Here is a 21,778-nt window from a genome sequence, read left to right on the forward strand (position 1 = left end):
TGGGAGCGAGCCTGCTCGCCAAAGCGGTGTGTCAGGCAACGTTGATGTCGACTGACAGTCCGTATTCGCGAGCAGACTCGCTCCCACAGGGTATTGCGGCGTTGGTAAGTCCGGTTTATACCAGAATCGATGTACCGGTCATTTCCGCCGGTTTTTCCAGGCCCAGCAGCTTCAGCATGGTCGGTGCCACGTCCGCCAGCACGCCGCCTTCGCGAACCTTGAGGTCGCGCTTGCCGACATAAATGAACGGCACGGGCTCGGTGGTGTGCGCGGTGTGCGCCTGACCGGTGGTTTCGTCGGACATCTGCTCGACGTTACCGTGGTCGGCGGTGATCAGTGCTTCGCCGCCGACTTTTTCCAGGGCATCGACAATGCGGCCGACGCACTGATCCAGGCACTCCACGGCTTTCACCGCTGCTTCGAATACACCGCTATGGCCAACCATGTCGCCATTGGCGTAGTTGACTACTATCACGTCGTAACGCTGGTTTTCGATGGCATCGACGATACGGTCGGTGACTTCCGGCGCACTCATTTCCGGCTGCAAGTCGTAAGTGGCGACTTTAGGCGATGGAATCAGAATGCGTTCTTCGCCCGGGAAGGGTTCTTCGCGACCGCCGGAGAAGAAGAAGGTCACGTGAGCGTACTTCTCGGTTTCAGCGATGCGCAGCTGGGTCTTGCCGTTTTTTGCCAGGTAGTCGCCCAGCACGTTTTCCAGGCTGCCGGCAGCGAAGGCCGATGGCGCTGGGATGCTGGCGGCGTATTGGGTCAGCATCACGAAACCGGCCAGTTTTGGCTGACGGCTGCGCTCGAATTCCTTGAAATCGTCTTCGACGAAAACGCGGGTCAGCTCGCGGGCACGGTCGGCGCGGAAGTTCATGAACACCACGGCGTCACCGTCTTCGACTTTCACCGGCTCGCCGATAGAAGTGGCTTTGACGAACTCGTCGCTCTCGCCCCGCTCGTAGGCGGCTTGCAGGCCTTGCTGCGCGGTGGCGGCGTTGAATTCGCCAGCGCCATCGACGATCAGGTTGTAGGCCTGGGACACGCGATCCCAGCGGTTGTCACGGTCCATCGCATAGTAACGACCGATAAGGCTGGCGATGCGGCCTTTGCCCAGCGCCTGGAAGGTGGCGTCGAGCAGTTCGATCGACGATTGCGCGCTTTTCGGTGGCGTGTCGCGGCCGTCGAGGAAGGCGTGCAGGTAGATTTTTTCAGCGCCGCGTTTGGCGGCCAGCTCGGCCATGGCCACCAGGTGATCCTGGTGGCTGTGCACGCCGCCATCGGACAGCAGGCCCATGAAATGCACGGCCTTGCCGGCGGCAACGGCTTTATCCACCGCGGCGCAGATGGTCGGGTTTTCGAAGAACTCGCCGTCGCGAATCGATTTTGTGACGCGAGTGAAGTCCTGGTACACAACGCGCCCGGCGCCGAGGTTCATGTGGCCGACTTCGGAGTTACCCATCTGGCCATCCGGCAAGCCGACGTCCATGCCGCTGCCCGAGATCAGGCCGTTGGGTACAGTGGCCCATAGACGGTCCAGTACGGGCTTCTTCGCTGCAAAAATCGCGTTGGATTCAGGGCTTTCACTGTGACCGAAGCCGTCGAGAATCATCAGGACCAAAGGTTTGGGCGTGGTAGTCATGGAATCCACTCTGGCTTAAGTTAAAAGAGGCGATGGAAAAAGGGAGTCGCAGTTTAAAGCGAAGTTCCGGCCGCGTCACCGCCAGACGGGGTTTGGCCCACCATGGGGGCTGTGTATACTGGCCGACATTTTAACGCCCTGGAACCTCCTTCGATGGTTGCTAACCTGATTCAATTTGCCACCAACCACTACATTCTCGTCGGTATCTTCGTCGTACTGCTGGCACTGCTGATTGCCTATCAGTTGCAAGGCGGCGGCCGCAGCCTGAGCACTGGCGAACTGACGGGCCTGGTCAACAAAGACGCAGGCGTGGTGATCGACATCCGTCCGAGCAAGGACTTCGCCGCCGGTCACATTGTTGGCGCGCTGAACATTCCTCACGACAAGCTGGCTGCCCGCGTTGGTGAACTGGAAAAACACAAGGCCAAGACCATCATCCTGGTCGACGCCATGGGCCAGACCGCCGGCACCCACGCTCGCGAACTGGTTAAGGCCGGCTTCACCGCCGCCAAGCTGTCCGGTGGTGTTTCCAGCTGGAAAGCCGACAATCTGCCATTGGTGAAGTGATATGAGCCACGTCGTCGTCTACTCCAGCGATTACTGCCCTTATTGCTCGCGAGCCAAATACCTGCTCGAGAACAAAGGCGTGGCCTTCGAAGAGATCAAGGTCGATGGCAAACCACAGGTGCGCGCCGCCATGGCTCAGAAAGCCGGACGTACGTCCGTGCCGCAGATCTGGATCGGCAGCACCCATGTCGGTGGTTGTGATGATTTGTTTGCCCTGGAGCGCGCCGGCAAGCTCGACGCGATGCTCAAGGCCTGAACACCGTACCCAATAAAAGACCCAAGATCAGAAAGGATCTGAGATGACTGACCAACAGAACACTGCAGCTAGCGAAGAAGAAACCGCACCGCAATTCTCCTTGCAGCGCATCTACGTACGTGACTTGTCCTTCGAAGCCCCGAAAAGCCCGGCGATCTTTCGCCAGCAGTGGGAGCCGAGCGTCGGTCTGGATCTGAACACCCGTCAAAAGGCGTTGGAAAACGATTTTCACGAAGTCGTTCTGACTCTGTCAGTCACCGTGAAGAATGGTGAAGAAGTGGCGTTCATCGCCGAAGTGCAACAGGCCGGGATCTTCCTGATCAAGAACCTGGACGACGCTTCGATGAGCCACACCCTGGGTGCGTTCTGCCCGAACATCCTGTTCCCGTATGCCCGTGAAGCGCTGGACAGCCTGGTGACCCGTGGCTCGTTCCCGGCTCTGATGCTGGCGCCAGTGAACTTCGACGCGCTGTACGCACAAGAACTGCAACGCATGCAGGCAGCGGGCGAGACACCTACCGTTCAGTAAGCGGTCTGAGTGTCGAAGCGAGTCCAATGTGGGAGCGGGCTTGCTCGCTAATGTGGTGTATCAGTCAAGATTGAAATCGACTGACACACCACATTAGCGAGCAAGCCCGCTCCCACATTTATTATGCGGTGTTATTTGAAGCCGTTCTGCCGCCATGCTTCGTAAACGGCTACCGCCACGGTATTGGACAGGTTCAGGCTGCGGCAGCCTTCACGCATTGGCAGGCGCAAGCGTTGTTCGCCGGGCAGGGCGTCCAGCACTTCGGCCGGCAGACCCCGGCTTTCCGGGCCGAACAGGAACGCATCGCCCTCCACAAAGCTGGCGTCGTGGAACGGTCGCGAGCCCTTGGTGGTGAAGGCGAACACTCGTGGGTTACCCAGGCTTTCCAGGCAGCTGGCCAAGTCCGCGTGGCGTTGCAGGGTGGCATACTCGTGATAATCGAGGCCGGCGCGGCGCAGGCGCTTGTCGTCCATCTCGAAGCCCAGCGGTTCGATCAAATGCAGGTGGCAGCCACTGTTGGCGCACAGCCTGATAACGTTGCCGGTATTCGGCGGAATTTCTGGTTGAAAAAGGATGACGTGAAACATGCACGGCTCCGAAGGTAAAGATGAGCGGCATTCTACGCCGCAACCCGACCCTCGTTCGAAACTATTCCCGCGGGTGATGGCTTCGCTGGCCATTGTCGGGGTGATGGTGGGGCTGATGATCGGTCGCCTGACCACACCCGACCCCAGCGAATTGCAGCAGGTCGAGGTGACGAATGACGGGTTGGTGGTGTGGTTCAACAACGAACCCAAGACTCACGGCGAGATCGTCGACGGCAGCGTCGCGTTGTTGTTCGAAGCGCAAGGCAAGGCGCAGCAAGGCCAGCTCAAGCTCAACGACAAAAGCGTGAACTGGCGGGTGCGTTCGAGTGACGGGGGGTTGTTGTTGACGGCGGTGGCGGCCCGGCCCCTGCAAGGGGAGTGGACCGGCAGCGAAGTCGATGACCGCTGGCGGCTGGAGATCCATCTCCGAGAGCAATAAAAGAGGGAATCCCCGGCCTGCCTGTACCAAGGTCCCCAAAAGGGCAGGGTTCGCGCATGGCGTCGTGAACCCGGTGTAAAGAGGGAATCCCCGGCCTGCCTGTACCAAGGACCCCAAAACGGCAGGGCTCGTCGCTTATGCGGTGTGAGCCCGGTGTAAAGAGGGGAATCCCCGGCCTGCCTGTACCAAGGTCCCCGAAACTGGGTAGTGAACTGAATCACTGATGAGACTATTGCAGGGGGCGTGCCAGGTTTTAACAAGCTGAAACAGAAAGGCGCGTGTAAACGCTGAAAGCCCCGTAATTCGGGGCTTTCGTGTTTTTTCGATAGGGGTTCGATTGCGAACGGAGGCGGGATTTCGGATCGGTTACCGTGCGCGATTGCGGTTCACGGTGCATTCGGGCGGTGCACAGTGGCCCCAAAAGCTTCGCGAGCAGGCTCGCTCCCACAAGGTTCGGCAGTACTCACTCGAAGGTGCGCACTGCAAATCCACTGAGGGAGCGAGCCTGCTCGCGAATGGGGTGTGACGGTCAGTGAAGAGCCCAGGCTATTTAACCTTCATCCCCCTCATCATCGTCCCCACCATCAACCTTCATTCCCAATTCCTTGATCTTGCGTGTCAGAGTATTACGTCCCCAGCCCAGCAAAACCGCAGCGTCGCGACGACGGCCTGCAGTGTGCTTGAGCGCGGTTTCGATCATGATCCGCTCGAAGGCCGGCACGGCGCTGTCCAGCAAGCTCGACTGACCACGGGCCAAGGCCTGGTCGGCCCACTGTCGCAGCGCCTGCTCCCAGTTAGTCACCGGTGCCGAATCCTGCGGCAGGCTCAGCAGCTCCGGCGGCAGATCACCAATGTGCACTTCGCGACCGGAAGCCATCACGGTGATCCAGCGACAGGTATTCTCCAGCTGACGCACGTTGCCGGGCCATGGCAGGTTTTTCAGGTATTCCTCGGTTTCGCTCTTCAGCAGTTTCGGCTCGACGGCCAGTTCTTGCGCGGCGCGGCTGAGGAAGTGCTTGGCCAGGGTCGGGATGTCTTCACGACGGTCCGACAGGCGAGGAATGTGGATGCGGATCACGTTGAGACGGTGGAACAAATCCTCACGGAATTTCCCGGCGTGAACCAGGGTTTCCAGATTCTGGTGGGTCGCGGCGATGATCCGTACATCGACTTTGACCGGTACGTGTCCGCCAACCCGATAGAACTCACCGTCGGCCAGTACCCGCAGCAGGCGGGTCTGGGTGTCGGCCGGCATGTCGCCGATTTCGTCGAGGAACAACGTGCCGCCATCCGCCTGTTCAAAGCGCCCGCGACGCAGATTGGCGGCACCGGTGAACGCGCCTTTTTCGTGCCCGAACAGCTCGGACTCCATCAGGTCTTTCGGGATTGCCGCCATATTCAGCGCGATAAATGGCGAAGCCGCGCGTGGACTGTGGCGGTGCAGGGCGTGGGCCACCAGTTCTTTACCGGTTCCCGATTCGCCGTTGATCAGCACGGTAATGTTGGAGTGGCTCAAGCGCCCGATGGCGCGAAACACTTCTTGCATCGCCGGTGCTTCGCCGATGATCTCCGGGGTGCGGGTCAGGGTCGGAGCGACTTCCAGGCCTTGCTGTTCCTGGGCGTGCTGGTTGGCACGTTTGACCAGGGAAACCGCTTCGTCGACGTCGAAAGGCTTGGGCAGGTATTCGAACGCGCCACCCTGGTAGGACGCGACAGCGCTGTCCAGATCGGAGTGCGCCGTCATGATGATCACTGGCAGCCGGGGGTGTTGTTCGCGAATCCGCGCCAGGAGATCCAGGCCGCTGGCGCCGGGCATGCGGATGTCGGAGATGATCACGTCCGGCTGCTGGCGCGCCAGACGACTCATTACGCCATCGGCGCTGTCGAAGCTTTGCGTGGTCATGCCTTCCTGCTGCAAGGCCTTTTCCAGGACCCAACGGATAGAACGGTCGTCATCGACGATCCACACGGTTTCACTACGGCTCATGTCGATGTGGCTCCTTGTTCCAGTGGCAGAAAGATCGAGAAAGTGGTGTGGCCGGGGTGGCTGTCACATTCGATCAGGCCCTGGTGCTGGCTGATGATGTTCTGGGTAATGGCCAGGCCGAGCCCGGTACCGTCCGGACGACCGCTGACCATGGGGAAAAAGATGGTTTCCTGGAGATCCGCAGGAATGCCCGGTCCGTTGTCGATGATTTCGATCTTGGTCACCAGGCGGTGACGCACATGGCCTATCGTGAATTGACGCATGGCGCGGGTGCGCAGGCTGATGCGGCCCAGGCGCAACTCGTTCTGGCTGCTGATGGCCTGCATCGCATTGCGCACGATGTTCAGCACGGCCTGGATCATCTGCTCGCGATCGATCAATACATCGGGAATGCTTGGGTCGTAATCGCGCACCAAAGTGATGCAGCCCTGGCTTTCGGCCTCGACCAGATGGCAGACGCGCTCCAGCACTTCGTGGACGTTGCACATGGCCAGCGAAGGCAGCTTGTTGGAGCCGAGCATACGATCTACCAGATTACGCAGGCGGTCGGCTTCTTCGATGATGACGTTGGTGTAGTCGCGCAGGCTTTCTTCCGGCAGTTCACGGGCGAGTAACTGCGCCGCGCCACGAATACCGCCCAGCGGATTCTTGATTTCGTGGGCGAGACCGCGCACCAGCATCTTGCTGGTTTCCTGCTTCGACAGCTGCGCTTCTTCCTTGGTGATGCGCAGCAGGCGGTCGCGGGGATGTACTTCAAGCAGCAGCAGCGTGTCGCCATTGCTCAGGATCGGCGTGACCGCGTAATCCACTGTCAGGGTCTGGCCGGTGAGCGCGGTGAGCATTGCTTCACGCTTGGTGAACGGATGTGCCTGCTGGACCGCCTGACGCAACGAATTCAGTGCCTCGGTGGATTCGGTGAACAGCTCGCTGATGAATTGACCATGGCTTCGCTGGCCGCTGATGGCCAGAAGCATTTCCGCCGCCGGGTTCATGTACTCGAGTCGCAACTCGGCGTCGAGCAGGATGGTGGCGGTCGTCAGGTTGTCGAGTAGCAAACGATGCAGTGCGTCGCTGATGGTCATTCAGGACCTCTTTTGGCGCATGAATTAAGAGCTGATACAAGGAAACTGCAAAAACCAAACCAAGGCTCCGAAAAGAAGCGTTCAACGCCTGAAACGGGCGTTTGACGCTCGATTGCGTGGCGTTCGACCGAACTTGGCGGGTACTTTCGAACCAAAATGGGTTGGATTTCGACTGCGGTGCAACCGTTCGCACCAATATAGTGCGCAATGCGGGGTGAAGGTAAAAGATTGGCAGGAGCCGGCTTTTTTCTTCGGCGGGTTTATCGACGAGCGGACATTCCGGCCAATGGCCGTAGTCATGGACGTGAAGACCTCTGCGCTGGTGCAGGCAGTGCGAACAGGCAGGCAATCAGCAGTCAGGGCTTCAGCGCTTGTGTACCCGTTGCACGGTAAAAGTCACGGTGGGGCTTTGCTGGATCACGGTTACGCCGTCAATCACTTGCACCGCGAGGCTGTGCAGGCCACGGTCGATGTTCACCAGTTGCAGGGCCGGTACATTGCCTGGTTGGCCATAAGGCTTGCCGTCCAGCAGAAGCCGGAACAGATGCGGGCCTTCCAGGTGTGGTTTGATCAGCACATTGACGGTAAACGTGCCGTTATTCGCGCGCAGGGCTTCGGTGGTGGGCAGGCCTGTGAGTTCGAGTACCTCGTAGGCGCTCTGAGGTTGTTCGCGGGCTTCAGCGGCGGGTGAGGGGCTGCCGGTTGGCTGGGTTCCAACACTGTTGAGCGCTGGCAACTTGACCGGCTGAGCCTTCACGCCATCCGGCGGTTGATTGCTGTAGGCGGTATTGCCGCCGGCATCTGTGTACTTGTAGATCTGCGCTGAGGCGGGCAGGGCGATCAGTAGCAGGATGAAGAGAAAACCACGACCCATAAAATCGACCGGAAACGAAAGCGATGGGGTGCAGCATAGGACAGGAGGAGTGGTTGGCCTAGCTTGTTAACAATTGGATATGGATTTGCCAGCTGTCCCCCTGTGGGAGCGAGCCTGCTCGCGAAGGCGGACTTGCAGGCGACAACTGGTTTGAATGTGCAGCCCTCTTCGCCAGCAGGCCCGCGCCCACAGAGGATCCTCAGTGATCGTTAAATCGCGGGCATAAAAAAGGCCTTCCGAAGAAGGCCTCTTTTTTTACGCCGCTTGCGCAGGCGTCACTGGATTAGCAGCTGTAGTACAGGTCGTATTCCAGTGGGTGTACGAAGGTACGTACCTTGATTTCTTCTTCGCTTTTCAGAGCGATGTAAGCGTCGATGAAGTCGTCGGAGAACACGCCGCCTTTGGTCAGGAACGCACGACCTTTGTCCAGCTCTTCCAGGGCTTCTTTCAGGCTGCCGCAAACTTGTGGGATCTCTTTGGCCTCTTCAGGCGGCAGGTCGTACAGGTTTTTGTCAGCGGCATCGCCAGGGTGGATCTTGTTCTGGATACCGTCCAGGCCAGCCATCATCAGTGCTGCGAAGCACAGGTATGGGTTGGCAGCCGGATCCGGGAAGCGCGCTTCGATACGGCGGGCTTTCGGGCTCGACACGTAAGGAATGCGGATCGAAGCGGAACGGTTACGAGCCGAGTAGGCCAGCATTACCGGTGCTTCGAAGCCTGGAACCAGACGCTTGTAGGAGTTGGTAGCCGGGTTGGTGAAGCCGTTCAGGGCCTTACCGTGCTTGATGATGCCGCCGATGAAGTACAGGGCGGTATCGGACAGGCCGGCATAGCCTTCGCCTGCGAAGGTGTTCTTGCCGTCTTTCCAGATCGACATGTGAACGTGCATACCCGAGCCGTTGTCGCCGTACAGGGGCTTAGGCATGAAGGTAGCGGTGCGGCCGTAGGCATCGGCAACGTTGTGCACGACGTACTTCAGGGTTTGGGTTTCGTCGGCTTTCTTCACCAGGGTGTTGAACTTGACGCCGATTTCGTTCTGGCCGGCAGTTGCCACTTCGTGGTGGTGAACTTCGACGGTCAGGCCCATTTCTTCCAGTGCGTTGCACATGGAGGTGCGGATTTCGTGGTCGTGGTCGAACGGCGGAACCGGGAAGTAGCCACCTTTGACGCCTGGACGGTGACCTTTGTTGCCGCCTTCCACGTCCTGGTCGGACATCCACGAACCTTGTTCGGAGTAGATCTTGAACATGGAGCCGGAAATGTCGGACTTGAACTTCACTTGGTCGAAGATGAAGAACTCTGGCTCTGGACCGGCGTACACGGTGTCACCGATGGCGGTGGACTTCAGGTACTCTTCGGCGCGCTTGGCGATCGCACGTGGGTCGCGGTCGTAGCCTTGCATGCTCGAAGGTTCGATGATGTCGCAGACCAGGATCAGGGTCGGCTCTTCGGTGAACGGGTCCAGTACGGCAGTGCTGTCGTCCGGCATCAGGATCATGTCGGAGGCTTCGATGCCTTTCCAGCCGGCGATGGAGGAACCGTCGAACATCTTGCCGACTTCGAAGAAGTCTTCATCCAGCGCGTCGCGAGCCGGCATGGTCACGTGGTGCTGAGTGCCGCGGGTGTCCGTGAAGCGCAGATCAATCCACTTGACGTCATGATCTTTGATGAGTTGAACCGACTTCGACATAGTGTCCTCCGGGTGGATTAGGGCGGGTAGTGGATGCCCTTAAATGTTTGTGATGCCGGCGCGAATACTCTGCCAAGGCAACCTGCCTCACAAGGGAGCAAATTGCATGCCAGTGCCCCAGCATGGGTTTTTTGCCCCATTTTCACGCTTATAGAGGTGCAAAGCGTCTTAAAGGAGAAATTCTCGCCCCTTAATGTAGCGTGGAAAGCGGAAAGTGACCTGTTTTGGTGCGCGCAAAACCTTCTGCACATTAACTGGTTAAACCTTGAGCAATTTCCGCTATAATCCGCGCCCCCCTTTTTCGGCTGGCCCAGCGCGCGCTGTTTTCATGAAACTAATCGTAAAAGTCTTTCCCGAGATCACCATCAAGAGCCGCCCGGTACGGATGCGTTTCATCCGCCAATTGGCCAAGAACATCCGTGCCGTGCTCCGCGATCTGGACCCGGCTGTGGTGGTGAACGGCGTATGGGACAACCTCGAGCTGGAAACCCGCGTCAGCGACCCCAAGGCCCTGAAAGAGATGGGCGAGCGCCTGAGCTGCATGCCCGGCATCGCGCACTTCCTGCAGATCGACGAATACCCGTTGGGCGATTTCGACGACATCGTCGAAAAATGCAAGCAGCACTACGGTGATGCGCTGGCCGGGAAGATCTTCTCGGTACGTTGCAAGCGCGCCGGCAAGCACCCATTCAGCTCCATCGATATCGAGAAATATGTCGGCAGCCAGTTGCGCCGTCAGTGCGGTGCTGCCGGGATCGACCTGAAAAAGCCGGAAATCGAAGTCCGCATTGAAGTTCGCGACCAACGGTTGTTCGTGATCCACAGCCAGCACAATGGCATCGGCGGTTATCCGCTGGGCGCGCTGGAGCAGACGCTGGTGTTGATGTCCGGCGGTTTCGACTCCACTGTCGCGGCGTACCAGATCATGCGCCGCGGGCTCATGGCGCATTTCTGCTTCTTTAACCTGGGCGGACGTGCCCACGAACTGGGCGTCATGGAAGTCGCGCATTTCATCTGGAAGAAGTACGGCAGCTCGCAACGCGTGTTATTTGTCAGTGTGCCGTTCGAGGAAGTGCTGGGAGAAATTCTCGGCAAAGTCGATAACAGTCATATGGGCGTAGTATTGAAGCGTATGATGTTGCGCGCTTCCTCCCAAATTGCCGATCGACTGCACATCGAAGCGCTGGTAACTGGTGAGGCGATCTCCCAGGTGTCGAGCCAGACGTTGCCGAACCTGTCCGTGATCGACTGCGTGACCGACAAGCTGGTCTTGCGTCCGCTGATCGCCAGCCACAAGCAGGACATCATCGACACGGCCAATGAAATCGGCACCGCCGATTTCGCCCGGCACATGCCGGAGTACTGCGGGGTCATTTCGGTCAACCCGAAGACAGCCGCCAAGCGCTACCGCGTGGAGCACGAAGAGAAAGAATTCGACATGGCAGTCCTTGAGCGTGCGCTCGAGAACGCCAAGCTGGTGCCGATCGATCGTGTGATCGATGAATTGGGCCAGGACTTGCAGATTGAAGAAGTCAGCGAAGCGCTGGCCGGTCAGATCGTGATCGACATCCGTCACCCGGATGCCGCCGAGGATGACCCGCTGGAACTCGCTGGTATCGAGGTACAAACGATGCCGTTTTATGCACTGAACGCTCGTTTCAAGGAACTGGACCCTACTCGCCAGTACCTGCTGTATTGCGACAAAGGCGTGATGAGTCGCCTGCATGCCCACCATTTGCTCAGTGAGGGGCATGCCAATGTGCGCGTTTATCGACCGAGCTAAGTGCCCGGGGCTGTTTGCCTGTGGCCTGCGTCACCGGCCCCCCGATGCCACCGTCAAGCTGTAACGGCTTTCACGGACGCTACTGTTAATCGCTGCCAAGACTTGTCAGCACACCGAATCCTCTGATCGAGATACACAAGTGATCGAAAATCTACGCAACATCGCCATCATTGCCCACGTTGACCATGGTAAAACCACCCTGGTAGACAAACTCCTGCGTCAATCCGGCACCCTGGAGCGCAACGAGCTCAACGACGAGCGCGTGATGGACTCCAACGACCAGGAAAAAGAGCGCGGTATTACCATTCTGGCGAAAAACACCGCCATCAACTGGAACGGCTACCACATCAACATCGTGGACACCCCGGGCCACGCCGACTTCGGCGGCGAAGTTGAACGCGTAATGTCGATGGTCGACTCCGTTCTGCTGCTGGTTGACGCTCAAGACGGCCCTATGCCGCAAACCCGTTTCGTGACCAAGAAGGCTTTCGAAGCCGGCCTGCGTCCAATCGTGTGCATCAACAAGGTAGACCGTCCAGGCGCGCGTCCGGACTGGGTTCTGGACCAGATCTTCGACCTGTTCGACAACCTGGGTGCCACCGAAGAACAGCTGGACTTCAAAGTCGTCTACGCCTCGGCCCTGAACGGTATTGCCGGTCTGGACCACAACGAAATGGCTGATGATATGACCCCGCTGTACCAGTCGATCGTCGACAACGTACCGGCGCCGGCTGTTGACCGTGACGGTCCGTTCCAGATGCAAATTTCCGCACTGGACTACAACAGCTTCCTGGGTGTTATCGGCGTTGGCCGTATCGCTCGTGGTCGCGTCAAGCCGAACACCCCGGTTGTGGCGATCAGTGCTGACGGCAAGAAGCGTAACGGTCGTATCCTGAAGCTGATGGGGCACCACGGTCTGCACCGTGTCGACGTTGAAGAAGCAGCTGCCGGCGACATCGTGTGCATCAGCGGTATGGACGAGTTGTTCATCTCCGACACCCTGTGCCAGCAGGACACTCCAGAGGCGATGAAGCCTCTGACCGTTGACGAGCCAACCGTTTCCATGACCTTCCAGGTAAACGACTCGCCATTCTGCGGTAAAGAAGGCAAGTTCGTGACTTCCCGTAACATCAAGGAACGTCTGGACAAAGAGCTGCTGTACAACGTTGCACTGCGCGTTGAAGAAGGCGACTCGGCTGACAAGTTCAAGGTGTCCGGCCGTGGTGAGCTGCACCTCTCGGTACTGATCGAAACCATGCGTCGCGAAGGCTTCGAAATGGCTGTAGGTCGTCCGGAGGTGATTATCCGTCTGGTTGACGGCGTGAAGCACGAACCGTACGAAAACGTGACCATCGACCTGCCGGAAGAATCCCAGGGCAAGGTGATGGAAGAGATGGGCCTGCGTAAGGGCGACCTGACCAACATGGTGCCGGATGGCAAGGGCCGTGTACGTCTGGAATACAACATCCCTGCTCGCGGTCTGATCGGTTTCCGTAACCAGTTCCTGACCCTGACCAACGGTGCTGGCATCCTGACCTCGATCTTCGACCGTTACGACGTGATGAAGTCCGGCGACATGTCCGGCCGTCAGAACGGCGTTCTGGTTTCGGTTGAAACCGGCAAGGCGCTGACCTACTCCCTGGAAACCCTGCAGGCACGTGGCAAGTTGTTCGTTGAACACGGTCAGGAAATCTACAACGGTCAGATCGTTGGTCTGAACAGCCGTGACAACGACCTGGGCGTTAACCCTACCAAGGGCAAGAAGCTCGACAACATGCGTGCTTCGGGTAAAGACGAAACCATCGCCCTGGTTCCACCTGTTCGCTTCACCCTGGAACAGGCTCTGGAATTCATCCAGGACGATGAGTTGTGCGAAGTGACTCCAAAGTCGATTCGCCTGCGTAAGAAAATTCTTGACGAAAGCGAGCGTACCCGCGCTGCCAAGAAAGCCAAGGCGTAAATAGCCCCGGCTGAACGAAAACGCCCCCGGTCGAAAGGCCGGGGGCGTTTTTGTTTGTCTGGAGTATATAGGTTGATTGTGCTGGCGCCTTCGCGAGCCTGCTCGCGAAGGCGGCCGATCAGCCGCCAAAAAATTCAGAACGGATCAGAACCGTTCAATACTCCGCGAATTCTTCTCACGCTCCACTTCCTTGGGCTTGTACGCGCAATAGCCAGGCCGCGGGCCGATTTTCGGGTGGTTGCGGCAAGTGTCGGGGCGCTTTTCATAAATAGTGCACAGACGGCTCTTACGATCCAGATAGTAGCAATCGTTGTTACTCATGCGCTGGAGGGTGAAGATGCCTGATTTCTGGTTGAAGCGTTCGACCAATCCTTCCTTCTGCAGACGCTTGGCGATGTTCTTGGGCGGATCGCCCAGCTCGAATTCGTCGACCACGCCGATACGGACCAGGTCCTTGATCTTGACCTCCACCGGCAGCGTGCAGCAGCTGGAGATACACGAGCCGCACATCGGGGCCGAATATTTGGCCCAGGTATCGAGACGATCGATCTCGGCTGCGGCAATCAGGTTGGGCTTCATCATCGAGGGTTTTACCAGGTGTATGCATCAGGGCGCGCGATCATACCGGGACTGGTGGATTTTTGAACAACCTTTCGCCAGATTTTTTCTGCGTCGTCCAGCAAACCGCTAATCCGGCACGGCCCCTGCATTGATTGATGTAACCGACAATGTAATGCCGATCAATTCGCTTATCAGGAAAAACTGCCGAACCAGAGCCTCTACCGCCTGTCAGACCGTCTAGGCTCAGACAACTCCAAGCTCGCTCGAGGTCCTATCGATGACTCAAGAACCACTTGTTCGCGAAGCAGAGGTGGCCGCATTCCGCGACGCCGTCTTGACCAAACTCACCTATGCGGTGGGCAAAGACCCGGATCACGCCTTCGACCATGACTGGTTCGAGGCCATTGCGCTGGCGGCGCGTGATCACATGGTCGAGCACTGGATGGACCACACGCGGCAGATCTACCGCAAAGGTCAGAAGCGGGTTTATTACCTCTCCCTGGAATTTCTCATCGGTCGGCTGCTTTACGACAGTTTGAGCAACCTCGGCCTGCTCGACGTGGCTCGCGAGGCGATGACGGAACTCGGTGTCGACATCGAACGCATTCGCCTGCTGGAGCCTGACGCGGCGCTGGGTAACGGTGGTCTCGGTCGCCTGGCTGCGTGCTTCTTGGAAAGCATGTCGACCCTGGGCATCGCCGGCCACGGCTACGGTATTCGCTATGAGCACGGCTTGTTTCGCCAGGCCATCGTCGACGGTTGGCAGCAGGAGCAGACCGAACACTGGCTGGATTTCGGCAACCCCTGGGAGTTCGAGCGGGCAGAGGTGGTTTACCCGATCGCCTTCGGCGGCAGTGTCGAGACTGTGACCGATGACGCCGGCAAGTCAAAACAAATCTGGCACCCTGCAGAAACCGTTCGGGCCATTGCCTACGACACACCGGTGGTCGGCTGGCGCGGGGCGAGCGTGAATACCTTGCGACTGTGGCGCGCCCGGGCCATGGAAGATTTGCACCTGGAGCGTTTCAACGCGGGTGACCACCTGGGTGCGGTCGCCGAAGTGGCTCGGGCCGAAAGTATCTCCCGCGTGCTCTATCCGGCGGACAGCACCGAAGCCGGCCAGGAACTGCGCCTGCGCCAGGAATACTTTTTCGTTGCCGCGTCCCTGCAGGACTTGCTGCGCCGCCATCGCAACATGCACACCTCGGTGCTGACCTTGGGCGATCACGCGGCGATCCAGCTCAACGACACTCACCCCTCGATTGCCGTGGCCGAGCTGATGCGTCAATTGGTCGACGTCTATGACGTGGCCTGGGACGCGGCGTGGCAGATCACGGTCGATACGCTGTCCTACACCAACCACACGTTGCTGCCCGAAGCGCTGGAAACCTGGCCGGTCGGTTTGATGGAGCGTATGTTGCCGCGGCACATGCAGATCATTTATTTGATCAACGCCCAGCACATCGACTCGTTGCGCGCCAAAGGCATCCACGATTTCGACGTGCTGCGCGCGGTATCGCTGATCGAAGAAGACAATGGCCGTCGCGTACGCATGGGCAACCTTGCGTTCCTCGGCTCCCACAGCGTCAACGGCGTGTCCGGGTTGCATACGCAACTGATGCGTAAAACGGTGTTCTCCGAACTGCACAAACTCTACCCGGAGCGGATCAATAACAAGACCAACGGCATTACCTTCCGCCGCTGGCTGTATCAGTCCAACCCGGAGCTGACCTCCATGTTGGTCGACGCCCTCGGCCCGCAGGTGCTGGACAATCCCGAACAGCAGTTGATCGATCTGGAGTCGTTTGCCGAGAAGACTGCGTTCCGCAAGGCTTTTGCCGAACAGCGCCTGCATAGCAAAAAAGCCCTGGCGTACATCATTCACGAACGGTTGGGAGTGGCGGTCAACCCGGCGGCAATGTTCGACGTGCAGGTCAAACGGATTCACGAGTACAAACGCCAGTTGCTCAACCTGATGCACACCGTGGCGTTGTACCAGGCGATCCGTGCCGAGCCGGAAATCGACTGGGTGCCGCGAGTGAAAATCTTCGCCGGTAAAGCGGCAGCCAGTTATCACCAGGCCAAGCTGATCATCAAGCTGACCAACGACATCGCTCGGGTGGTGAATAATGACCCGACGGTGCGTGGCTTGCTCAAGGTGGTGTTCCTGCCCAACTACAACGTCAGCCTGGCGGAGAGCATCATTCCGGCGGCGGATTTGTCCGAGCAGATTTCCACGGCCGGTTTCGAAGCGTCAGGCACCAGCAACATGAAATTCGGCCTCAACGGTGCGTTGACCATTGGTACGCTGGATGGCGCCAACGTGGAAATGTGCGAGCGCATCGGTGCCGAGCACATGTTCATCTTCGGCCTCAGCGCCCAACAGGTTGAAGCACGCAAGCAGAACCACGAGTTCAGTGCGGTGCCGGACATCGCCGCCTCCCACCGGCTCAACGACGTGTTGCAGGCGATTCGCGGTGGGGTGTTCTCGCCGGATGATCCGTCGCGTTACACCGGGCTGATCGATTCGTTGGTGGACTACGACCGCTTCCTGGTCTGCGCCGATTTCGATTCCTACTGGAACGCGCAGATGCGGGTCGAGGCCCATTGGCACGATTCGAAAGAGTGGTGGCGTTCAGCGGTGTTGAGCACGGCGCGGATGGGCTGGTTCTCGTCAGACCGGACGATTCGCGAGTACGCCACGGATATCTGGAAGGCGTTGGGCTGACTTTCAATAAACAATAATTGCGAGCAAGGCCCAGCGGCTGCCGGGCCTGATCGATATACTAAGTACCAACTTGATCCTTGTGGGAGCGGGCTTGCTCGCGAAAGCGGTGCATCAGTCGACACTAATGTTGAAGCTGATGGCCTTTTCGCGAGCAAGCCCGCTCCTACATTGGATCTGTGAAACAGGAACTATCTGTTTTCACACTGGATTCCGGGCGTCTGGTTACTAGACTCAGGTCACACATTCCTCCCGGACTCGCCCGCCATAGGGCCGCTTAGGGATATCGACCATGCAATGGATGTTCATGCTGATTGGCCTGGTGCTGGGCTGGATGCTCGACGAGTCGTTCAGCGACGCGCTGCTGGGCGCATTGCTCGGTTTGGCGATTGGCCAGGCCATGCGTATCAGTCGGTTGGCTTCGCAAGCCAATGAGCATCGCCGTCAGCTGGAGCAGGCGCAGGTGGCACTGCATGGCGTCGAGCAACGGCTGGCGCTTCTGGAGGTGTCCGGTGCCGCTGCACCTGAGACCGTTGAATCTGTAATCAGCGAAACCACTCAGAGCGCGGAGACCGTTGTCGGGCAAACCGCTGCCGAAACCCCGGAACTGGTCTGGGAACTCCCGCCCGAACTCGATCCCGTCGCCGAACCCGACCGTCCACTGCCCGTGGACCCCTGGAAACCGCAACCGGTTTCCCGCGAATCGCAACAACCCGCGATCCCCCTCGGCCCCAATTTCATCGAACGCGCCATCAGCGCTGCCCGGGCGTGGTTGTTCGGCGGCAACACTGTATTGCGGGTGGGCTTGGTCCTGTTGTTCCTCGGCCTGGCTTTTCTGCTGCGCTACGCCACCGAAGGCATGGTGGTACCGATCGAGTTGCGTTACGCCGGTGTTGCTGCGGCGTCATTGGGGCTGCTCGGGCTGGGTTGGTGGCTGCGAACGCGCAACCACAATTACGCCTTGATGCTGCAAGGCGCCGGGATCGCGGTGTTGTACCTGACGGTGTTTGCGGCGATGCGCCTGCATCCGTTGCTCGATCCTTCGGCGGCGTTTGGCGTCCTGGTCGCCATCACGGTGTTCTCGGCGATTCTTGCCCTGACCCAGAATGCCATGGGGTTGGCAGCCGTCGCGGCGCTGGGTGGATTCGCCGCACCGATCCTGGCCTCCACCGGCGCCGGTAGTCACGTCGCGCTGTTCAGCTATTTCGCCTTGCTCAATGCCGGCATCCTGGCCATCGCCTGGTTCAAGGCCTGGCGCCTGCTGAACGTTATCGGCTTCGTCGGCACCTTTGGCATCGGCTTCGCCTGGGGTTTGCGTTCCTATACGCCGGATTTGCTGTGGAGTACTGAGCCGTTTCTGATTCTGTTTTTCCTGATGTACCTGGCCATCGGGTTGCTGTTCGCCCGTCGCAAGTTGCAAGGGACGAGCGACGCCCCTGCGGATGAGAATCGCGAAGCGCTATTGCGCTGGTCGGCCCGCAAGGGCGACTACGTTGATGGCACGCTGCTGTTCGGCCCGCCACTGGTGGGCTTCGGGTTGCAGTTCGCCCTGGTGCAGCATCTGGAGTTTGCCGCTGCCTTCAGCGCTTTGGCCATGGGCATGATTTACATGGCGCTGGCCCGTCTGCTGATGGGGGGGCGTGCAATGCTGTTGGGGGAAACCTGCCTGGCGTTGGGGGTGATTTTCACCAGTCTGGCAATCCCGCTGGGGCTGGATGCACGCTGGACGACCGCTGCATGGGCAGTGGAAGGCGCGGGAATTTTCTGGCTCGGCCTGCGCCAGCAACGGCCGTTGGCCCGGGCATTTGCCTTGTTGCTGCAACTGGGTTCGGCGCTGGCGTTTCTCAGCGAGCTGAGCAGCGGCGAGGGCAGCCTGCTCGACGGTACACCGTTGGGCGCGCTGATGCTGGGTGTCGCACTGTTGTTCAGTTTCTATCAGTTGCACAAAGCGTCGCCGGAGCAAACCAAACCCTGGGAGCACCAAGGATCGCCCGTTTTGGCCTGTCTGGGCCTGGGATTTCTATATCTGCTGGCGCCGCTGTTTTTCTTTAGCCATGGCACGGTGATCTGTTGGGCCTTGGCGGGGCTAGTGACGTTAGTTGTCGGTCTGCGCATTGAGTCGCGTGCGATCCTGTTCAGCGCGTTTGCCGTGCAATTGTTGGGTGGCGCGCTGTTCCTCATATCCTGGCCGCCGTCCAGTGAGACGCTAAGGCCTTTGGCCCATGGCGGGTTCTGGGCACCGCTGATGCTGGGGTTGGCTGCGTTGGTCGGTGCCTGGTGTTTGCACATCGGCAATCGGGCCATGGCGACTGATGGTTTGAGTCTGCAGCGTTTGTCCCCAGTGTTGCTGGTGTGGGGCGCGGCCTGGTGGATGTTGGCGTGGGTCAGTGATGTGATGCGCTTTGCAGCGTTGCCGCTGCAGGGGACGTTGATACTGATTGTCGCGGCTGTAAGCGTTGCGATATGGACAGTGCTGGCGCTGCGTCTGAAATGGTCGTCGCTGGGGGTGCTCTGCACGGTGTTGATCCCTGCTGCCGCGCTGGTGTTGCTGGGGGCCTGGCACTCGCGCTATCACCCGGCCGCCTATTTCGGCTGGCTGGTCTGGTCAGTGTTGTTCGTGGTGCATTTCGTCTCCCTGCGACGCCTGGGGACGATGTTGCCGGCGCGGGTTTTGAGTGCGGCTCATGTACTCGGCTGTTGGTTGTTGATCGGAGTGCTGGCCCTGGAATTGCGTTACGGCTTGCTGCTTTTGTCCGAGCAATACAACGCCTGGCGCTGGTTGGGCTGGGCGATTCTGCCAAGCCTCTATCTAGTGCTGATGGCAGCGCCCCGGGCCTGGCCATGGCCGGTGTCGTCTTACAATCGCGAATACCGCCTGTACGCCGCTGCCCCGTTGGCGCTGTTGATGCTTGCCTGGTTCTGGTTGGCGAACGCCTTCAGTAATGGCAGCGCCGAGCCATTGCCTTACGTACCACTGATAAATCCACTGGAGTTGGGGTTGATCTTTGCGTTATTCGGTGTGTATGTCTGGTCCCGCAGTGCTGTGACGCAGCTTGGTGTGGGCAGGGAGTTCGCGGCCAAAGCCATTCTGGCGATCACGGGTGTCTCGCTGTTCGTATTCTTCACGGCACTGGTCATGCGCACGGCGCACCAGTGGAGTGGCGTGCCATTCGAGCTTGATCAGCTGCTTGAATCCATGCGGGTACAGGCTGGCCTGTCCATTGTCTGGACCTTGATGGCACTGAGTCTGATGATCGGCGGTCATCTGCGTGGCCGTCGTGAGGTCTGGCTGGTGGGCGCCGTGCTGATCGGGGTGGTCGTGGCCAAGCTGTTCTTTGTCGAATTAAGCAACCGCGGCGGGCTGGCGCGGATTGTGTCGTTCATTGGCGTTGGCGTATTACTGCTGGTGGTGGGCTACTTCGCCCCATTGCCGCCCAAACGCGTCGAGGCTGTGCCGGAAGCTGAAAAACCGGCACCGCAAACCGAAGGAGTGTCGTCTTGAGTCGAAAGCTGAACCTGGGCTGGTTGGGCGCTGTTGCGATGGGCATGGCGCTGGCGGCCGGTGCTCAGGAAAAACCGGCGGATTTCGCCACGCAGGTACCGTTGTCCGTGAGCGGTGAAGGTCCGTGGTATCGCCTTGAATTGCCCCTGGCGGTGCAGCTGAATGCACGGCAGACCGACCTCAGCGATGTACGCGTGTTCAACGCTGCCGGCGAGCCGCAAGCCTATGCTCTGGCCCGGGAAGCCGCCCAGGTTGACGACAACCGTGTACTGACCAACGTCAAATGGTTCCCGCTGTACGACTCGGCGGACGACACCGAGCGGGCGCCGGGCGTACGAGTGCAATCAAACTTAAACGGCACGTTGGTCGAAGTGCAGCCATCCAGTCAGCTGGAGGCGGGTGAGGAAGTACTGCGCGGTTGGTTGCTCGACGCCAGCGGTATCAAGGCGCCCTTGCAGCAGTTGATCCTCGACTGGACCAGCGAGCGTGACGGATTCCAGAGGTTCAGCATCGAGGCCAGCGATGATTTGCAGCATTGGCAGTCCTGGGGCGAAGGGCAAGTGGCGCGGCTGACCTTTGCCGACGAACGGGTCGAGCAGCATGAAGTCGGACTGCCGGGGCAATCGGCGCGCTATCTGCGATTGCTGTGGAACACGCCGCAAGCGGCGCCGATCCTGACGTCGGCGCAGCTGCAGAGCGCCAGCCCACGCAGCCTGCCGCTGCCGTTGGTCTGGTCGCAAGCGTTGGCCGGCAGCAGTGTCAAGGCCGGGGAGTACATCTGGCAATTACCGATGGGGCTGAACGTCGAGCGCGTGCAGATCGTGCTGGACCAGCCCAATAGTCTGGCGCCCGTGGTGTTGTCCGGTCGCCGGGAAGGCAGCCTGCCGTGGCGGCCGATGAGCAGCGGCTTGTTGTATCGCCTGACCCAGAACGGTCAGGACGTGCTGCAGAACGAATTGCAGTTGTCGGGGCAAACCGTGCAGCAGTTGAGACTGGTGGTGGACGAGCGCGGTGGTGGCCTGGGGGCCCAGGCGCCCACACTGACATTTGCCGTGCGCGCCACGCAACTGGTGTTTCTGGCGCGGGGGGCGGGTCCTTTTACGCTGGCGTTGGGCAGTGCGACGGCGAAGGCGGCGAACCTGCCGTTGTCGACGCTGATTCCGGATTTCAGCGCAGCGAAACTGGCGACGCTGGGCCGGGCTTCGGTCGATGGTGGGGCCGTAGTCACCCCTGCTGCTGCGGCCGTACCGGCACCGACCGGCACTGACTGGAAGAAATTTGGCCTGTGGGCAGTGTTATTGCTCAGCGTGTTTTTTCTGGCGGCGATGGCTGTCAGTTTGCTGCGCAAGCCACCAATCAAGCCCTGAAGGCGGGTGCTTTGCACCCATTCGCGAGCAGGCTGGCTCCCACAGAATCATGCGTTCCCATGTGGATGCGAGCCTTCGCGCGAATGCGATCAATCAGTCGATAAAGACGCTGAAATGACCGCTACGCTTGGGCCCACATTCGATCTATTTCCTACTACGCTAATCCCGGCGCATGAACTCTCTTCGACCGATCACGTCTGATAGGAGGAAATGCGCCCCGACTC

Annotated in this window: 16 protein-coding genes; 9 read left to right on the top strand and 7 right to left on the bottom strand. The window is 59.4% G+C overall.

Annotated features, from left to right (window positions below; all coding sequences use genetic code 11):
• Positions 1–115: 115 nt before the first annotated feature.
• Positions 116–1,645: a 2,3-bisphosphoglycerate-independent phosphoglycerate mutase gene (gene gpmI / locus AC07ZE_RS02200; RefSeq protein WP_095192300.1), complete on the bottom strand. Its 1,530-nt coding sequence runs from the start codon at positions 1,643–1,645 to the stop codon at positions 116–118.
• Positions 1,646–1,798: 153 nt separating this feature from the next.
• On the opposite strand from gpmI, the gene AC07ZE_RS02205 reads away from it, so the two are divergent.
• From AC07ZE_RS02205 to secB, 3 genes are read left to right on the top strand one after another with little or no spacing between them, the layout of a single operon-like run.
• Positions 1,799–2,212, top strand: coding sequence for a rhodanese-like domain-containing protein (locus tag AC07ZE_RS02205; RefSeq protein ID WP_095192299.1), 414 nt, complete (start codon positions 1,799–1,801; stop codon positions 2,210–2,212).
• 1 nt (position 2,213) lies between these two features.
• Complete coding sequence (grxC, locus tag AC07ZE_RS02210) at positions 2,214–2,468, top strand: glutaredoxin 3 (protein WP_137804061.1); 255 nt, start codon at positions 2,214–2,216, stop codon at positions 2,466–2,468.
• Between the two features lie 43 nt (positions 2,469–2,511).
• The gene (secB, locus tag AC07ZE_RS02215) at positions 2,512–2,997 is read left to right on the top strand and encodes a protein-export chaperone SecB (RefSeq protein WP_207260644.1); all 486 of its coding nucleotides are present in this window, start codon (positions 2,512–2,514) and stop codon (positions 2,995–2,997) included.
• A gap of 131 nt (positions 2,998–3,128) precedes the next feature.
• On the opposite strand, the gene trmL is transcribed toward secB, so the two are convergent.
• A complete protein-coding gene (gene trmL / locus AC07ZE_RS02220; RefSeq protein ID WP_207260659.1) occupies positions 3,129–3,584 on the bottom strand; it encodes a tRNA (uridine(34)/cytosine(34)/5-carboxymethylaminomethyluridine(34)-2'-O)-methyltransferase TrmL in 456 nt (151 codons plus the stop codon).
• On the opposite strand from trmL, the gene AC07ZE_RS02225 reads away from it, so the two are divergent.
• A complete protein-coding gene (locus AC07ZE_RS02225) occupies positions 3,583–4,023 on the top strand; it encodes a hypothetical protein (protein ID WP_137804064.1) in 441 nt (146 codons plus the stop codon). The two genes, trmL and AC07ZE_RS02225, sit on opposite strands and share 2 nt — an antisense overlap.
• Before the next feature lie 550 nt (positions 4,024–4,573).
• Here AC07ZE_RS02225 and ntrC read toward each other — a convergent pair.
• From ntrC to glnA, 4 genes are all read right to left on the bottom strand, one after another.
• Positions 4,574–6,010: a nitrogen regulation protein NR(I) gene (gene ntrC, locus AC07ZE_RS02230; protein ID WP_056852210.1), complete on the bottom strand. Its 1,437-nt coding sequence runs from the start codon at positions 6,008–6,010 to the stop codon at positions 4,574–4,576.
• Positions 6,007–7,092, bottom strand: coding sequence for a nitrogen regulation protein NR(II) (gene glnL / locus AC07ZE_RS02235; protein WP_207260662.1), 1,086 nt, complete (start codon positions 7,090–7,092; stop codon positions 6,007–6,009). Before glnL ends, ntrC begins: the two co-directional genes overlap by 4 nt.
• 364 nt (positions 7,093–7,456) lie before the next feature.
• Positions 7,457–7,966 carry a DUF4124 domain-containing protein gene (locus AC07ZE_RS02240; protein WP_207260665.1) on the bottom strand — a complete coding sequence of 170 codons (510 nt, stop codon included), beginning with the start codon at positions 7,964–7,966 and terminating at the stop codon, positions 7,457–7,459.
• 283 nt (positions 7,967–8,249) lie between these two features.
• Positions 8,250–9,656: a type I glutamate--ammonia ligase gene (gene glnA / locus AC07ZE_RS02245; protein ID WP_095192293.1), complete on the bottom strand. Its 1,407-nt coding sequence runs from the start codon at positions 9,654–9,656 to the stop codon at positions 8,250–8,252.
• A gap of 328 nt (positions 9,657–9,984) precedes the next feature.
• Between glnA and thiI the strand changes: the two genes are divergently transcribed.
• Together thiI and typA are read left to right on the top strand one after the other, a co-directional pair.
• Positions 9,985–11,439: a tRNA uracil 4-sulfurtransferase ThiI gene (gene thiI / locus AC07ZE_RS02250; protein ID WP_095192291.1), complete on the top strand. Its 1,455-nt coding sequence runs from the start codon at positions 9,985–9,987 to the stop codon at positions 11,437–11,439.
• A gap of 139 nt (positions 11,440–11,578) precedes the next feature.
• The gene (gene typA, locus AC07ZE_RS02255; protein ID WP_096513849.1) at positions 11,579–13,399 is read left to right on the top strand and encodes a translational GTPase TypA; all 1,821 of its coding nucleotides are present in this window, start codon (positions 11,579–11,581) and stop codon (positions 13,397–13,399) included.
• 144 nt (positions 13,400–13,543) lie between these two features.
• On the opposite strand, the gene AC07ZE_RS02260 is transcribed toward typA, so the two are convergent.
• On the bottom strand, positions 13,544–13,981 hold the full coding sequence (locus AC07ZE_RS02260; RefSeq protein ID WP_207260668.1) for a YkgJ family cysteine cluster protein: 438 nt from the start codon (positions 13,979–13,981) through the stop codon (positions 13,544–13,546).
• Positions 13,982–14,237: 256 nt separating this feature from the next.
• On the opposite strand from AC07ZE_RS02260, the gene AC07ZE_RS02265 reads away from it, so the two are divergent.
• From AC07ZE_RS02265 to AC07ZE_RS02275, 3 genes are all read left to right on the top strand, one after another.
• Complete coding sequence (locus AC07ZE_RS02265; RefSeq protein WP_207260671.1) at positions 14,238–16,688, top strand: glycogen/starch/alpha-glucan phosphorylase; 2,451 nt, start codon at positions 14,238–14,240, stop codon at positions 16,686–16,688.
• A gap of 289 nt (positions 16,689–16,977) precedes the next feature.
• Entirely contained in the window at positions 16,978–20,187 is a 3,210-nt protein-coding gene (locus AC07ZE_RS02270; RefSeq protein ID WP_207260674.1) for a DUF2339 domain-containing protein, read from the top strand.
• A complete protein-coding gene (locus AC07ZE_RS02275; RefSeq protein ID WP_207260677.1) occupies positions 20,184–21,554 on the top strand; it encodes a DUF3999 domain-containing protein in 1,371 nt (456 codons plus the stop codon). The genes AC07ZE_RS02270 and AC07ZE_RS02275 overlap by 4 nt, the downstream gene beginning before the upstream one ends.
• The last annotated feature ends 224 nt before the right edge of the window (positions 21,555–21,778 follow it).

This window comes from Pseudomonas sp. GW101-3H06 (assembly GCF_059424605.1).

What these genes read in the sequence shown, in the direction of transcription:
- AC07ZE_RS02270 (WP_207260674.1), top strand. Translation starts at nt 16,978, where the DNA reads ATGCAATGGATGTTCATGCTGATTGGCCTGGTGCTGGGCTGGATGCTC.
- glnA (WP_095192293.1), bottom strand. Translation starts at nt 9,656, where the DNA reads ATGTCGAAGTCGGTTCAACTCATCAAAGATCATGACGTCAAGTGGATT.
- AC07ZE_RS02260 (WP_207260668.1), bottom strand. Translation starts at nt 13,981, where the DNA reads ATGATGAAGCCCAACCTGATTGCCGCAGCCGAGATCGATCGTCTCGAT.
- AC07ZE_RS02225 (WP_137804064.1), top strand. Translation starts at nt 3,583, where the DNA reads ATGCACGGCTCCGAAGGTAAAGATGAGCGGCATTCTACGCCGCAACCC.
- thiI (WP_095192291.1), top strand. Translation starts at nt 9,985, where the DNA reads ATGAAACTAATCGTAAAAGTCTTTCCCGAGATCACCATCAAGAGCCGC.
- secB (WP_207260644.1), top strand. Translation starts at nt 2,512, where the DNA reads ATGACTGACCAACAGAACACTGCAGCTAGCGAAGAAGAAACCGCACCG.
- grxC (WP_137804061.1), top strand. Translation starts at nt 2,214, where the DNA reads ATGAGCCACGTCGTCGTCTACTCCAGCGATTACTGCCCTTATTGCTCG.
- AC07ZE_RS02240 (WP_207260665.1), bottom strand. Translation starts at nt 7,966, where the DNA reads ATGGGTCGTGGTTTTCTCTTCATCCTGCTACTGATCGCCCTGCCCGCC.
- ntrC (WP_056852210.1), bottom strand. Translation starts at nt 6,010, where the DNA reads ATGAGCCGTAGTGAAACCGTGTGGATCGTCGATGACGACCGTTCTATC.
- AC07ZE_RS02205 (WP_095192299.1), top strand. Translation starts at nt 1,799, where the DNA reads ATGGTTGCTAACCTGATTCAATTTGCCACCAACCACTACATTCTCGTC.
- trmL (WP_207260659.1), bottom strand. Translation starts at nt 3,584, where the DNA reads ATGTTTCACGTCATCCTTTTTCAACCAGAAATTCCGCCGAATACCGGC.
- glnL (WP_207260662.1), bottom strand. Translation starts at nt 7,092, where the DNA reads ATGACCATCAGCGACGCACTGCATCGTTTGCTACTCGACAACCTGACG.
- AC07ZE_RS02265 (WP_207260671.1), top strand. Translation starts at nt 14,238, where the DNA reads ATGACTCAAGAACCACTTGTTCGCGAAGCAGAGGTGGCCGCATTCCGC.
- gpmI (WP_095192300.1), bottom strand. Translation starts at nt 1,645, where the DNA reads ATGACTACCACGCCCAAACCTTTGGTCCTGATGATTCTCGACGGCTTC.